General features: G+C 52.1%; 13 protein-coding genes. 8 read left to right on the top strand and 5 right to left on the bottom strand.

The window, feature by feature from the left end; genetic code table 11:
• Positions 1-117 precede the first annotated feature (117 nt).
• The 3 genes from sucD to tca_RS02615 are packed head-to-tail and all read left to right on the top strand — an operon-like array spanning position 118 to position 2,805.
• Positions 118-984 carry a succinate--CoA ligase subunit alpha gene (gene sucD / locus tca_RS02625; protein ID WP_286709110.1) on the top strand — a complete coding sequence of 289 codons (867 nt, stop codon included), beginning with the start codon at positions 118-120 and terminating at the stop codon, positions 982-984.
• Positions 984-2,177, top strand: a complete 1,194-nt coding sequence (gene hmgA, locus tca_RS02620) for a hydroxymethylglutaryl-CoA reductase (NADPH) (protein WP_286709109.1) — start codon at positions 984-986, stop codon at positions 2,175-2,177. The genes sucD and hmgA overlap by 1 nt, the downstream gene beginning before the upstream one ends.
• 49 nt (positions 2,178-2,226) lie before the next feature.
• The gene (locus tca_RS02615) at positions 2,227-2,805 is read left to right on the top strand and encodes a TIGR00267 family protein (protein ID WP_010876200.1); all 579 of its coding nucleotides are present in this window, start codon (positions 2,227-2,229) and stop codon (positions 2,803-2,805) included.
• Positions 2,806-3,064: 259 nt separating this feature from the next.
• On the opposite strand, the gene tca_RS02610 is transcribed toward tca_RS02615, so the two are convergent.
• From tca_RS02610 to tca_RS02595, 4 genes are read right to left on the bottom strand one after another with little or no spacing between them, the layout of a single operon-like run.
• A complete protein-coding gene (locus tca_RS02610) occupies positions 3,065-3,898 on the bottom strand; it encodes a TatD family hydrolase (RefSeq protein ID WP_010876199.1) in 834 nt (277 codons plus the stop codon).
• 4 nt (positions 3,899-3,902) lie between these two features.
• Positions 3,903-4,601, bottom strand: coding sequence for a DUF116 domain-containing protein (locus tag tca_RS02605; RefSeq protein WP_010876198.1), 699 nt, complete (start codon positions 4,599-4,601; stop codon positions 3,903-3,905).
• Positions 4,602-4,648: 47 nt separating this feature from the next.
• Positions 4,649-5,134 carry a hypothetical protein gene (locus tca_RS02600; RefSeq protein WP_010876197.1) on the bottom strand — a complete coding sequence of 162 codons (486 nt, stop codon included), beginning with the start codon at positions 5,132-5,134 and terminating at the stop codon, positions 4,649-4,651.
• Complete coding sequence (locus tca_RS02595; RefSeq protein ID WP_143485748.1) at positions 5,122-5,277, bottom strand: hydrogenase maturation nickel metallochaperone HypA; 156 nt, start codon at positions 5,275-5,277, stop codon at positions 5,122-5,124. The genes tca_RS02600 and tca_RS02595 overlap by 13 nt, the downstream gene beginning before the upstream one ends.
• A gap of 236 nt (positions 5,278-5,513) precedes the next feature.
• Between tca_RS02595 and tca_RS02590 the strand changes: the two genes are divergently transcribed.
• The 4 genes from tca_RS02590 (at position 5,514) to tca_RS02575 (ending at position 9,065) form a co-directional block, all read left to right on the top strand.
• A complete protein-coding gene (locus tca_RS02590) occupies positions 5,514-7,517 on the top strand; it encodes a VWA domain-containing protein (protein WP_269889784.1) in 2,004 nt (667 codons plus the stop codon).
• A 109-nt stretch (positions 7,518-7,626) separates the two neighbouring features.
• Positions 7,627-8,136, top strand: a complete 510-nt coding sequence (locus tca_RS02585) for a DUF367 family protein (protein ID WP_048060842.1) — start codon at positions 7,627-7,629, stop codon at positions 8,134-8,136.
• 2 nt (positions 8,137-8,138) lie between these two features.
• Positions 8,139-8,285, top strand: a complete 147-nt coding sequence (locus tca_RS02580; protein ID WP_010876192.1) for a 50S ribosomal protein L40e — start codon at positions 8,139-8,141, stop codon at positions 8,283-8,285.
• Between the two features lie 42 nt (positions 8,286-8,327).
• Positions 8,328-9,065, top strand: coding sequence for a geranylgeranylglyceryl/heptaprenylglyceryl phosphate synthase (locus tag tca_RS02575; RefSeq protein ID WP_048060841.1), 738 nt, complete (start codon positions 8,328-8,330; stop codon positions 9,063-9,065).
• Positions 9,066-9,345: 280 nt separating this feature from the next.
• On the opposite strand, the gene tca_RS02570 is transcribed toward tca_RS02575, so the two are convergent.
• Positions 9,346-11,907, bottom strand: coding sequence for an ATP-dependent helicase (locus tca_RS02570; protein ID WP_010876190.1), 2,562 nt, complete (start codon positions 11,905-11,907; stop codon positions 9,346-9,348).
• A gap of 118 nt (positions 11,908-12,025) precedes the next feature.
• On the opposite strand from tca_RS02570, the gene tca_RS02565 reads away from it, so the two are divergent.
• The gene (locus tca_RS02565) at positions 12,026-13,678 is read left to right on the top strand and encodes a helix-hairpin-helix domain-containing protein (protein ID WP_269889783.1); all 1,653 of its coding nucleotides are present in this window, start codon (positions 12,026-12,028) and stop codon (positions 13,676-13,678) included.
• The last annotated feature ends 57 nt before the right edge of the window (positions 13,679-13,735 follow it).

The raw sequence follows: 13,735 nt of genomic DNA, 5'->3' as shown, positions 1-13,735 counted from the left end.
CTTAATATGTGAAGGGCTCTTCAGAACTCTATCATAATTAAACACTTCTCCTGAACGGCTCTTCATGAGCATAATTAAATATTTCAGACCACAAAAGAAAGGATGAGGGGATCAATCATGATACTGCTTGATGAGGATACCAGGTGCCTTGTTCAGGGCATAACAGGTAAACAGGGATCATTCCACACCAGACAGATGCTCGAATATGGAACCAGGATAGTGGCGGGTGTTACACCCGGCAAGGGTGGTCAGGAGTTCCTTGGCGTGGATGTCTACAACTCTGTGGAGGAGGTCACCGAGGAGATGGATGTTAATGCATCCATAATCTTTGTACCCGCACCCTTCGCCAAGGACGCGGCCTTTGAATCAATAAAACACCTCGACCTTGTGGTTATAATAACCGAGCACATACCTGTCCATGACTCCATGCAGATAATGGAGTACGCATCGAGGATGGGGAAGACGGTTATAGGCCCCAACACCCCGGGGATAATCACTCCGGGCGTCGGAAAACTGGGTATAATGCCCACCCACATATTCACTGAGGGAAGCATAGGCATAGTCTCAAGGAGCGGCACACTGACCTATGAATTCGCAGCCCAGCTCACGGAGGCAGGATTCGGCCAGAGCACCTGCGTTGGTATCGGGGGAGACCCTGTAACCGGGCTCGGATTTGTGGATGTCCTTGAAAGATTTGAGGATGACCCCGGGACAGACGCCGTCGTCCTTATAGGTGAGATAGGAGGAGACGCAGAGGAGAGGGCTGCCAGTTACATAGAGAAGATGTCAAAGCCTGTATTCGCCTTCATCTCAGGTGCAACTGCACCCCCCGGTAAAAGGATGGGACATGCAGGGGCAATAATTGAGGGCGGAACAGGTACCGCCAGCAGCAAGAGGGAGGCCCTGGAGGCGGCCGGGGCCGTGGTTGTTGACAGACCATCAGCCATAGTCGATGAGATAAGGGCCCAGCTGGGGGTGCGCTGATGTCAATCATGGATGACCTCATGGAGGGAAGGATCAAGCTCTATGAGATTGAAAGGCACGTCCCGGTGGATGAGGCCGTCAGGATAAGAAGGGAATTCATTGAGAGGACCTGCGGGGTTAAACTTGAACACGTCTCAAACTACAGCATTGACATGGAGCGGGCCTCAAGGAGGAACATCGAGAACCCCATAGGTGTGGTACAGATCCCCCTGGGAGTTGCAGGGCCACTGAGGGTGAGGGGTGAACATGCAGACGGAGAGTACTATGTGCCCCTGGCAACCTCTGAGGGCGCCCTTGTCGCATCGGTGAACAGGGGATGCTCGGTGATCACACGGGCCGGTGGCGCCACCGTCAGGGTGACCGGTGACTCCATGACCCGTGCACCAGTCATAAGGACAGGGTCCGTGGTTGAGGCCCTACAGCTGAGGGAATGGATCTACGAGAACATGGATGCCCTCAGGGAGGAGGCAGAATCCACAACCAGACACGGGAAGCTCGTTAAGATAGACCCCATCATCGTGGCTGGATCATATGTATACCCCCGCTTCGTCTACACAACCGGTGACAGCATGGGGATGAACATGGTCACCATTGCAACCGAGAGGGCCCTTGAATTCCTCACCAGGGAGACCGGGGCCCATGTGATAGCACTGAGCGGTAACCTCTGCACCGACAAGAAGCCCGCCGCCGTTAACCTCATAGAGGGTAGGGGTAAGAGTATAACAGCCGAGATCACGGTACCCGGCGAGATGGTCGAGTCTGTCCTTAAAACAACGCCTGAGGCAGTGGTCGAGGTTAACACAGCCAAGAACCTCATCGGTTCAGCAGCAGCAGGTAGCATGGGCTTCAATGCACATTACGCCAACATAATAGGGGCCATATTCCTTGCAACAGGACAGGACGAGGCCCACATAGTCGAGGGAAGTCTGGGGGTTACCATTGCAGAGGAGAGAAAAGGGGACCTCTACTTCGCGGTGAACCTCCCCGATGTCCCGCTGGCAACCATTGGCGGAGGCACCGGACTTGAAACAGCATCTGAGTGCCTTGATATCATGGGTGCCAGGGGAGGCGGCAGGGTCCACGCCTTTGCAGAGATAGTCGGAGGGGCCGTCCTTGCTGGTGAGCTGTCCCTGATGGGGGCCCTTGCAGCGGGTCACCTTGCACGTGCACACAGTGAACTCGGTCGTGGTTGACCAGGTGGCTGCTGAGGATTATGAACATTTAATGGGATGATGATCAGGGATGGATATACGAGGATTTCTTCATGAGTACATAAACATGAGCAGGTACGTGGCCCTGGGCACACTTGACGGTATACTGGCTGTTATGGGTGTCACCCTGACGGCGAGCGGGGTTGCAGGTGCCGGAGGCCTCAGTGTGGATAACTACCTCATAGCCCTCACCGGCCTCAGTGGTGGTGTGGCCCTTGCAATGTCCAATGCCTTCGGGTCATTCATTGGTGAGAGGGCTGAGGAGACCAGGACCATGCGTGAACTTGAGAGGAAGATGATGATGGATGAGGGTAAGCTCGATGACACCATCATCCACCAGCAGGCCAGGAGGAGGGTGTACATGAGCATGTTCACCCATGGGTTCTCCAGCTTCATGGGATCCTTTGTACCGGTCCTGCCCTTCCTTGTTATAGCTGACAGGATGACCGCAACCATCGTAACGGTCCTCTTATGCCTCATCGCACTCCTGGTCCTGGGAGTATACCTCGGGAGGGTTTCAAGGGAGAACATCCTGAGGACGAGCCTTGAGGTTGTGGTTATAGGTGTACTTATAGGAGTGGTCAGCCTGCTTCTCGGGGGTTCGCACTGACGCCCCCTCTCTGATTCTGTTTTTAATGTCCGGTTTTTGCTGAATGACCCGGACTGTATCTGATCATATTCTGGAACAGTAACACTGTGGAGCTGACCTGCCGTTAATGTGAGGGCAGGGTTAAGGCATCACTAAAAAAATGTCGGAATGACTGTAAAAAGTTGAAGCATATCAGGGATCTCAAAAAAAACTTTATCCAGGGCTCTGTTACTCAGGGGTAGCCCCTGAGATCCGGTTTTTAAGATGAGGGGGGAGTCATTCAGATCCCGTAGACCCTCTCAACGGTCTCCTCGTGGATCCTGTAGGCGTCCTCCTCGGTGAAGATCCCCTTATTGATGAATTCAAGGGTCCTCCTCGGCACTGTTTTCGGACCAAGGACGGCGCCGGCCCTTCTGATATCATCAAGGTAGTCTGTCTCCATGAGGAAATGACCCCCCTTCCTGATACCATCCCTCACAACGTCCCTTGAGGCAATGAGCGATGGAGTTAACCCATGGTTCTCCTCAGGGGCTGTAAGGGGCCCTGAGAAGTGCTTTATAACCATGTATTTCCTTATCCCGGCCCTTTTAGCCATCCCTGCGAATTCCCTGAACTCCTCAGGACCCGAGCTCTCGGTGTGTAGCTGAACAGGGCATGAAGCCTCGGCTGCAAGCTCCATGGCATATACCATGAGCCTGTTATGGGCTGCGAGCTCCTCGTCACTGACCGGGTAGTGGGGCCTTCCTACCTCGCCGATGGCCACAGCCATCCCATCCAGTACCAGGGACTGTGCATATTCCAGTCCATTCCTGATCATCTCCTCGGCCTTCTCAATCTCACGGCCCGCCTCAAGGAGCCTTGATAGCTCTGCAGGGTGCAGTCCCACAACCGCATGGGCCTCAACTTCAGTCTCCCTGTTGATCATCTCAACGTAGCCCAGGACCGTGTCCATGGTTTTACGGTAGTCAGTCCCTGCATTTATGGTCCAGGAGGGCTTATTCGGGATTATCATCCTCCTTCCACCGGCCCTGTAGAATTTCTCTGCAACTGCAACGGGGCCCTCACCGTTAACAGGGTCAACGTGTATGTGGTTATCGGTGATGGGGATGTCCATCCTATCACTGCTCCGGTGTCTTCCCTGGGACCTGGCTCATGCAGGTCTTAGGTCTTCTGATTTCACCCTCAAGGCCCATCTTCTCCAGGACGGCCCTGAAGTCCACCTTTGTCTTGAAGCAGCCGTCCCTCAGGAGGGGTACACCCTGGGGCGAGAACCTCGACAGCTTCATCATGGCGAGGTTCAGGTCCTGGTAGCAGGCGACCCCAAGGACCGCCTTGAACCTGTGCTCCTCCACGATCTTCTTTATGAAGGTTGACCCTGGTATCACGAAGACGGTGTATCCGATGGCCTCAGCCCTCTCCTTGATCTTCCCTATGATGCACCTGTTGCATCCGGTGCAGATCAGCCCTGTCCTTTCGAGTCTGGCCTCGCACTCGGGATTTCTGAGGCAGTGTGGCAGTACAAGGGCCTTATCATGGGGGTCTATGGATTTGAACCGCTTCTCGTTGATCTTGTTCCTGACCTCAACACCTATCTGGTCCACTATGCGGCTGTTGAGGCCAAGGGTCTCTGAGAACTTCTTGAATGGTCCATAGAACATGTCGACCGTGATGAGGAGGAGCCTGGGGAATATAAGTCTGTCCTCATTCAGGAGGAGCCTCCCAAGGAAGAGGCTTGAAGCCAGCATAACCAGTATGCCCACCCCTGCAAGGAACACCAGCTGTCCAAATATCTGATAGAATTCACTGATCATGGTCATTCACTGTGATGGTTTATGTGGCCCTGCCTTAAAAATAGTTTCCCACATCACCAGTCAAGTACCTCCCTCCACACCCTGATACCCGGGGGTGCATTCAGGAGTTCAACACCACCATCCACCGACACGATCTCCATGCCTGAGAGTGCCGGTGCAGAGCAGAGGAGGTGGTGGTCGGGGTGTGTCCCCGGTGTTATGTCACAGCTGAGCCTCACCCTGTCTGCGGCTGAGACAACCATCTTCAGCCTCCGTGACCCTGGATGGTCCTCCGGCAGGACCACAAGGGGGTTCCCGGTCTCAAGGAGGAGGTATGCAAGGGCCTTTATACCCCTCCTCATCTTATCATCGGCCCTGAAGGCGGATATGACTATGAGGTCCCGGGGTTCGAGGAAGAGGGCCACCTCATCCTCTGCTGTGTTCATGAATATGGTCCGCTCTCTACGTGATGGTATGACTCCAAGGAGCCCCCCGGCCTCGACAAAGAGTATCTCGTCCTCATTGATTTTGAATTCCAGGGTACCACCTAGCCTTCGCATTCAACATTATCTGACTGGCATGATGGGCAGATAACCCGCCTTCCAACACCCTTGAATTCGTTTCCACAGTCAAGGCACCTGCATTTACGTGTCTTCATCTTCTTAATATCTATATCAGCCATTGGACCTCCAACGGTACACATGATATCACCTGTTACTTCTATGGGGCCAATCACTTATCTATTTTATCCAGTGGATCTGGGAATCTCCACTCTGGCTGAAGGGGGGGTCAACCACTCATCCGGCGGCGGGTTAAGGGGGTCCCTTTTTATCTCCTGAGGTATCCTAAGGTGTGATGAAATCTTAATACAATGGCATGTAAAAACTTATTATTCAGAATAAATATAGAATTAGATGGTTAGGATGACCAGGTGAGTTAATGAAGAACCTTATTTTTCCATTCACAGCCATAGTAGGACAGGAAAAGGTTAAAAAGGCCCTTATACTCAACGCAATAAACCCGGGGATAGGTGGTGTCCTCATCAAGGGTGATAAGGGCACAGGTAAGACAACGGCGGTGAGGGCCCTGGCGGACCTTCTACCATCCCTGAGGACGGTTAAGGGCTGCCCCTTCAACTGCGACCCGGATGAACCTGAGGGGGCATGTGACATGTGCCGTGGAGGTGACGTGGATGTTGAATACCGCAAGATGCGGGTTGTTGAACTCCCACTGGGGGCCACAGAGGACCGTGTTGTTGGATCACTTGACATCAGTAAGGCCCTCACAGAGGGTATAAAGGCCCTTGAGCCCGGGATACTCGCAGAGGCCAACAGGAACATACTCTACGTGGATGAGATAAACCTCCTGGATGACCACCTGGTCGACGTGCTCCTGGATGCAGCGGCCTACGGTGTCAACACAGTGGAGAGGGAGGGCATATCCCTCCAGCACCCCTCAAGGTTCATACTCGTTGGGACCATGAACCCTGCAGAGGGCGAACTGAGGCCCCAGCTCTCAGACAGGATAGGTATACACATAAACGTGGAGACCGTGACCGACATAAAGCAGCGGGTCCTCATAATGAAGAGGAGGGACGAATTCGAGGACGACCCGGAGGGCTTCGTTGAGAGGTTTGCTGAAAGCCAGAGCAGTCTCCGCGACAGGATAATGGCTGCCAGGAAGCTTCTCCCTGCGGTGACAATCGACGATGACCTCCTTGAGCTGATAGCAAGGGTCTGTGTTGATGCCGGTGTTGACGGCCACCGGTCTGACATTGCAATAGTGAGGACATCAAAGGCCATAGCAGCCTTCAATGGAAGAAGAAGGGTCCGTGAGGAGGACGTTGAGGATGCAATAGTCCTTGTACTTGGTGAGAGAATACCCGGCAGGAGCTACAACCGCGAGAACACAAGGAGGGAGATGCAGAGGGCCCGTGAGGAGATGGAACGTGAGAGAGAATCTGAGGAGGATCAGGGCAACTCAGACAGCTCTTCAGGGGGTGAAGGTTCCGGGGGTTCTGAAGGTGAAGAGTCAGGCCAGGAGTCAGGGGCTTCATCTAGGGGTGAGGGTTCAGGGTCAGGGGCTTCAGCTTCCCTGGCCGGTCTATCGGCAGAGGGCTCAGAGAGAAGCCCTGAAACAGAGGACGTGGAGGTCGATATAAAGAAGCTCCTCAAGGTCAGGGGTAAGAAGAAGGAGAGGCTCTACGGTGCACGTGTCGAGTCAAAGACCAGAAAGGGGAAGTACATAAGGAGCAGGTTCCCGAGGGGTGAGCCAGGGGATGTGGCCATCGACGCCACAATCCGGGCGGCGGCCTCCAGGGGTGAACTTGAGATAGAACCCGGAGATATAAGGGAAAAAATACGTAAACACGGTGCAAGGGCATCAATAGTCCTGGTGGTCGATATAAGCGGCTCAATGTTCTCTGACAGGAAGGCTGCAAGGGTCAAGGGCCTCATAGAGAGGTTTATAGAGGATGCCCAGAGGCACAGGGACCGTATAAGTGTCGTTGGCTTCAGGGGCAGGGACGCCAGGGTAATAATACCCTCAACTGCCCATGCATCCTCCTTCAGGGATGCTGTGGAGAGCATAAGGGTCGGTGGGACAACACCCATGGCCCAGGGCATACAGAGGGGTCTTGAGATACTCCGGGAGGAGAAGAGGCACGGGGAGTACGTCCCATTCATGGTCATACTCAGTGATGGCATGCCCAATGTGGGGACCGGGAGGGACCCAAAGAGGGAGGCCGTTGAGGCCGCCTCAAGGCTGAGGGAAGAGGAGATACCCTCAACCGTGATAAACTTTGAGAGGGGATCCCGGGGTGGAAGGGACCTCAACATGGAGATAGCGCTGGCTTCAGGCGGCAGCTACTATGACCTCCATGACCTCAGGGACCCATCAGGTGCTGTTGCTAAGATAATGGAGCATGAGAGGGCCATGTTTTAGTTCTTTCAGTATCGTGTTTTGTTGGATATCTTCAGTTTATACTGCTGTATGAATGGTTACCTTTTTCAGCATCCAAATTTTATATAGCGGGACCACCAATATCAGTCTGATGAAGATTGTGGTCTACCATGCAGAGGAGTGTGACAGGAAGAAGTGCACGAGCCTCAAACTTGGAAGGAAGGGAAAATTTAAAATAGTAAGTAGTCTCAACCAGTTACCAAGAGGGGCACTTGTCCTCAACCCTTTTTCTGAGAAGGCGGTCTCCCCTGAGGACAGGGACATGGTCCTCAGGCGGGGCATTGCAGCCCTTGACTGCTCATGGAAAAAGGTTAAGAAATCGTCCGTCATATTCCAGACCGCAAGGAACCACAGGTCACTGCCCTTCCTTGTGGCTGCAAACCCGACAAACTACGGGAAGCCCTGCATACTCTCAACTGCAGAGGCAGTGGCGGCAACCCTTTATATAGTTGGACTGAAAGATATAGCGTCTGATATAATGTCCTACTTCAAGTGGGGTCCGCATTTCCTGGACCTCAACCGTGAACTTCTTGAAGCTTACTCCAGGGCTGAGAATAGCCTTGAGGTTGTAGAGATTCAGAAAAAATTCATAGGAGGCTAATTATGGCAAGGTTTGAGGAAGCAGAAAACAGACTGTTCAATATCAAGATCTGCCTTAAATGTAACGCTAGGAACCCACCAACTGCAAAGACATGCAGGAAGTGTGGTTACAAGGGGTTAAGGTACAAGGCCAAGGAACCAAGGGGTTAAGCAGCCCCCTCTCCTTTTTTACTATTTTTCTGAGTGTTCAAAATGAAGGTTGAAGATTACTTCCATGATATTCTTAGGGAGAGGAAGATACACCTTACCCTCATAGACCCCGAGGAGCAGACCCCTGAGGAGGCCGTTGAGATAGCCAGGGCTGCCATAAGGGGAGGCACCGATGGTATAATGCTTGGAGGGTCAACCACAGATTCCAGTGAACTTGATAACACAGCCAGGGCCCTCAGGGAGAACATAGACGTCCCCATAATACTCTTCCCGGGTAACACCACGGGTGTCAGCCGCTACGCCGATGCAATATTCTTCATGAGTCTCCTTAACTCCACAAACCCCTACTGGATCATAGGTGCCCAGGCCCTGGGTGCAGCCACCGTCAAGAAGATGGGTATAGAGGCTCTCCCCATGGGCTACCTGGTGGTTGAACCGGGGGGTACGGTTGGATGGGTCGGTGACACCAAGCCGGTCCCCAGGAACAAACCCGACATTGCAGCCGCCTATGCCATGGCCGCTGAATTCCTTGGCATGAGGCTCTTCTACCTTGAGGCAGGTTCAGGGGCCCCTGAACATGTGCCTGAGGAGATGATAGCCCTTGTTAAGCGATGCACAGATCAGATACTCATAGTTGGCGGTGGTATAAGGAGCGGTGAGGATGCTGCAAGGGTTGCGGGTGCAGGTGCAGACGTCGTGGTGACGGGTACCGTTGTGGAGAACAGTGACAACGTTGAGGACAAGATCAGGGAGATCGTTGAGGGTATGGGGTCCGTCTGATATCATATTTATTTTTTTAAGGTGATGATCCGGTTAATTCAGCATCTAAAAGTTCCAGTATTTCGTAGTTCTATTACAGAAACGGAAGTTTTTCCATTTCCCTTTGAATACACCTCTGGTAGACATCAGGATCTATTTGATGTCCTCAAGATATTCGGTTCCTCTAACATTTCTTCTGGCAATGTTTCTTCAAAATCATCAATGGTCTCAGGCTCCTCTGCAAATCTGCATGGGAATGTATCTGGGAATAAAGAGAGTTATCTCATATGAAGCCTGGAGATTAATTGTAGGAGTCAGTTTGATTCAGCATTTCTTGCAGATTTACAAGTTTAGGAGGTGGGTTTACAAATATTTCAGCCTTGTCCTTGTTATGATAGGAACAGTACCTTGCCTTACCAGTTTCATCATCAATCCCGTTGTAGAAGTAGCAGGTGTCATCATTGTTGATTATAAGGGGCAGGAGTTCCAGGTGCCTCCTCTTGTTTGGGTTTGCAAGGTATATGCTGTTAATGTCCATGGGTTTCTCACTTTCCAGTTTCACAGCCCTGAAGGGGGCCCTCGTTGTCATGTAACGCTTTGCTGTGTACCGGTGCACACCACCATCCAGGATTCCCTCACTGGGGATGACCAGGAAATTGCGGGTGTAAATGTCCCCGATCACATCCTTAACATTCCTTAGCTCCCCTATCAGTACACTGTAACGTTTACGGTATTCATCCTCGGAAACTCGCGGGCCATGCCCCTCCCAGACGTTACGGTACTTTAAAACATTTTTCAGTATTACAGGGAGCTTGCTGTTGGCCAGTGCATTTATAAAGTCATCATCTGGCTTTCCAAAGGATTTGCGGACCTGGTTTTTATGGTACCTATCATTCAGCACCATCCTCAGGCTTCTGATTGCCCTGAAGAGGAGTGCCGTCCAGTACCCGAAGGTGGGCCTTTCAAGATTATTTTTAACACCTCCAAAGGTTTCCCTAACCCTCATATCAAAGAAGAATTCGTCAGAGGATAGACCGCTCATAATGAGGTTGAAGTTGAACTCTGCAAGGGCCTCAAAGAAGTGAATGAGATATCTGACCCTGCTCTCATAGCTCGTTATGGTCATGCTCTCCCAGATGATGGAGGCGAGTGGGTACGGGAGTGTCTCAATCCATTCCTCAAGTTCAGGGTCCATCTCATCTTCAGTTATATCGGGAATTTCAACGTCCTCATCGTTTTCATAGAATTCAAGGTACCTTTCATTGGTGTTCAGTATGATGAGGTTTTCAAGGGTCCTGGTTATCGCGGTGTATATGACTGCGTCAAGGTTCTCTTCCTGTCCCCATCTGTCAGGTATCCAGATTATCACACTTCTTGCTTCCCATCCCTTGAAGCTGTGTATTGTGCTTATCTTCATCCGCCCATCGGATACGAATACCCTCTTGTTACCGGCACCATTCTTCCTGAAGAGGTGGTCGGTTTTCACGTTCATTGATCTGAAGAATTCAGCAACCTTCACACCCATATCATTGGTGGGTACCAGTACAGCTATTTCTGAGTCACGAACACCCATATCCCTGAGGGAACTGTAGGCGTCATATAGTTCATCCTGCCAGTCATGGGGGTCCACGTTTCTCCACACGGCTTCACGGTTATCAAAGAGGGTTTTCTGGCTGACATCTAATTCATTATCCCCTGATCTAAGGAAACTTTGAGCAAATTTATTTGCAAATTCAGCTATCTTTGGTGATAGTCGATGAACTGTCCCAAGTTCCCTCCATTTTCCCCGGAACTTAACCTTTCCTGCGCCTGACATCTTGTCGACCCAGCTGAGCTCCCTGTCATATATGTTCTGTCTTTCGTCGCATACAAAGAACAGTTCATCCCTTTCTGTCAGGAACTGGGATAGCAGGTTGTACCATTCCCACTCAAAATCCTGGCCCTCATCAATAAGGACAGCATCAAACATGTATTCTGAAATATCATGGTCCCGGATTGACCCTATGAGACACTCGACAACCCTCTCCTGGTCAAAGGGGATTTTAAGCTCATGTATAATGTCGTAGCAGAACCCGTGGAAGTGCCTGAACGTCAGGAGGGACCAGTCAAAGTTGTAGAGGGTCCTATCCACCATCTCCCTGATATACTGCCAGAGTGTGCTGTTAAAGGTTACTATGAGTACGCGGTGCCCATCAGCAGCCAGTCGCGCTGCTCTGTGGGCTATTACCAGAGTTTTACCACTCCCAGCAGCTCCTCTGAGTCTTCTGTGTCCTGGTTGTGGCTTTACATGTCGTTCCTGCTCCTCTGTAAGCCTGATATCAGTCCTTTTCTCCCTGTGATAGCTGGGGACCATCCAGGATTCAAGCTGCGATGCCCATTCAGGTTTCATGTATTTGCTCTTACGGAACCTCAGACCGGGTATCAGGGCCTCCAGGTTTGATTTCTGAAGGCTGTCATGGCCGGCACAGGTAAGGTAACTCCCTCCAGATTTGAACTTATCCTTAACTTCCCTGCTGGATAGTCCATGAACATATACACCTGTCCGGATGATACCATAGGCGCTCCTCTCTTTATCAATCATCTCACCCATGGATGGGACCAGCTGCCGTATTATCTTCTTCTTGTAATATCCCAGTCGCCTTATTTCAGCTTCAGGGGTGCAGTTGACTTCATCAAGGATACTGTAGATCATTATCCCGACATGGGGGTTCATGATTATGAGGTCAGGGTAGGAACCGTTAAGATGAGGTTTAAAATAGATTTTCCAGTCATCAGGAAGATTATCCTGGAGGAATGTAATGAAAGATTCTTCAGCAAGGCTCAGGTTCACTTTCTCTGAAGGATTTGCCCTCCCATCACTCAAATGAAAACCCCCACCACAGTATATTCATTTACATGATTAATTCAATCCACACGATTAATAAATTTACTGTTTCCCTGAACCAAAAGTCTGGTTAATGATGGCCACCATATTATAATGCATGAAGAATCATCTTGTGGCCCACATACTGAACCGTGTGGCTGACTACATGGAACTGGCGGGAGATGAATTCAGGACAAAGGCCTACAGGAGGGCTGCAAGGACGGTTGAATTCCTCAATGAGGATATAGAGGAGGTTGCAGCCAGGGGCAGACTCCAGGAACTTCCAGGAATAGGGAGGAACATCGCCGGGAAGATAGAGGAGATCCTCTCCACGGGGTCCCTGCAGCTCCTTGAGAGACTCTCAGAGGAGTACCCGGTGGACCTTGATTCCCTCCTCTCGGTGGAGGGCGTGGGGCCAAGAACAGTTAAACTCCTCTACGAGGAACTGGGGATAAAGACCCTCGCCGACCTGGAGGAGCAGGCAAGGAGGCACCGCATCCGGAGACTGAGGGGTATGGGTGAGAAGAGGGAGGCCATGATACTCCGGAACATCGAACTTGCAAGGTCAAGGATCTCAAGAAGACCCCTGGCCTACGTTGTCCCCCTGGCATCCAGGATAAAGGCAGGGCTCCTTGAACTTGAGGGGGTTCAGAGGGTTGAGGTTGCAGGATCCATAAGGAGGGGCCGTGAGACCGTGGGTGACATTGACATCCTGGTAACAGCCACAGATCCCGAGGCTGTCATGGACCACTTCACATCCATGGATGAAGTCGAGGAGGTTGTGGTTAGGGGTCCAAGGAAATCCACCGTGAGGCTCAGGGAGGGCCTCGACTGTGACCTCAGGGTCTTCGATGATGAGGTCTTCGGTTCAGCCCTCCTCTACTTCACAGGGTCCTGGGAGTTCAACGTGGAGCTAAGGAGGAGGGCGATATCATCCTCAATGAAGCTGAGCGAATACGGCCTCTTCAGGGGTGATGAGAGGGTGGCCGGGAGAACCGAGGCCGGGGTCCTGGAGGCACTTGGCCTGAGCTACATTGAACCCGAGCTCAGGGAGAACCGTGGCGAGGTGGAGGCTGCGGCCAGGGATGAACTCCCTGAACTTGTAACACCTCTGGATATAAGGGGGGACCTCCACATGCACAGCCTCTTCAGTGACGGGATCGATTCGATGGAGCAGATGGCAGAGTACGCCTCGGTACTCGGGAGGGAGTACATAGCCATCACAGACCATGCAAGATACATCGATGACCCCGACGCCTACTTCAGGGCGGCTGAGAGGATTGAGGAGATCGATGTCCTGGCGGGTGTTGAGGTCAGCATCCTGCATGATGGTAGCCTTGAGGTCCCTGACGGGGCTCTGAAGGACTTTGACCTTGTCATAGCGAGCATCCATGATCCCGGCAACCTGACAGAGAGGCTCCTTGCTGCAATGGACCATGACCCTGTGAGTATCATAGGCCACCCCACGGGGAGGGTGCTGGGCTCACCCGAGCCCGTCGTTGATATTGAGAGGGTGATTGAGGGGGCTGCTGAGGCGGGTGTGGCCCTTGAGGTTAACTCCAACCCCCTCAGACTTGACCTGAGGGATACGCATGTTAAGATGGCAGTTGATATGGGCTGTAAAATCGCGATCAACAGTGACGCCCACTCCCGTGGGGCCCTGGAGAACATCAGCTGGGGTGTCATCACCGCCAGGCGTGGCTGGGCAGAGGCAGGGGACGTGCTTAACACCATGGGATTAAGGGGATTCATGAAATGGCTCAGGAGATGATGCTTAAGCTTCGGGACAGAACTTAATCAGGAGCTGGCCAATCCCTGAGCCCTGTAA

The organism is Methanothermobacter sp. EMTCatA1, assembly GCF_002356395.1.
In the GTDB taxonomy this organism is placed as follows: Archaea; Methanobacteriota; Methanobacteria; order Methanobacteriales; family Methanothermobacteraceae; genus Methanothermobacter; species Methanothermobacter thermautotrophicus.
The sequence above is the reverse complement of the archived record's forward strand: the minus strand, read 5'-3'. Positions and strand labels throughout refer to the sequence as shown.

Excerpts from the sequence above, each read along its gene's own strand:
- tca_RS02610 (WP_010876199.1), bottom strand. The coding sequence starts at position 3,898 with ATGGACATCCCCATCACCGATAACCACATACACGTTGACCCTGTTAAC.
- tca_RS02595 (WP_143485748.1), bottom strand. The coding sequence starts at position 5,277 with ATGTGTACCGTTGGAGGTCCAATGGCTGATATAGATATTAAGAAGATG.
- tca_RS02580 (WP_010876192.1), top strand. The coding sequence starts at position 8,139 with ATGGCAAGGTTTGAGGAAGCAGAAAACAGACTGTTCAATATCAAGATC.
- tca_RS02600 (WP_010876197.1), bottom strand. The coding sequence starts at position 5,134 with ATGCGAAGGCTAGGTGGTACCCTGGAATTCAAAATCAATGAGGACGAG.
- tca_RS02575 (WP_048060841.1), top strand. The coding sequence starts at position 8,328 with ATGAAGGTTGAAGATTACTTCCATGATATTCTTAGGGAGAGGAAGATA.
- sucD (WP_286709110.1), top strand. The coding sequence starts at position 118 with ATGATACTGCTTGATGAGGATACCAGGTGCCTTGTTCAGGGCATAACA.
- hmgA (WP_286709109.1), top strand. The coding sequence starts at position 984 with ATGTCAATCATGGATGACCTCATGGAGGGAAGGATCAAGCTCTATGAG.
- tca_RS02590 (WP_269889784.1), top strand. The coding sequence starts at position 5,514 with ATGAAGAACCTTATTTTTCCATTCACAGCCATAGTAGGACAGGAAAAG.
- tca_RS02565 (WP_269889783.1), top strand. The coding sequence starts at position 12,026 with ATGAAGAATCATCTTGTGGCCCACATACTGAACCGTGTGGCTGACTAC.
- tca_RS02615 (WP_010876200.1), top strand. The coding sequence starts at position 2,227 with ATGGATATACGAGGATTTCTTCATGAGTACATAAACATGAGCAGGTAC.
- tca_RS02585 (WP_048060842.1), top strand. The coding sequence starts at position 7,627 with ATGAAGATTGTGGTCTACCATGCAGAGGAGTGTGACAGGAAGAAGTGC.
- tca_RS02605 (WP_010876198.1), bottom strand. The coding sequence starts at position 4,601 with ATGACCATGATCAGTGAATTCTATCAGATATTTGGACAGCTGGTGTTC.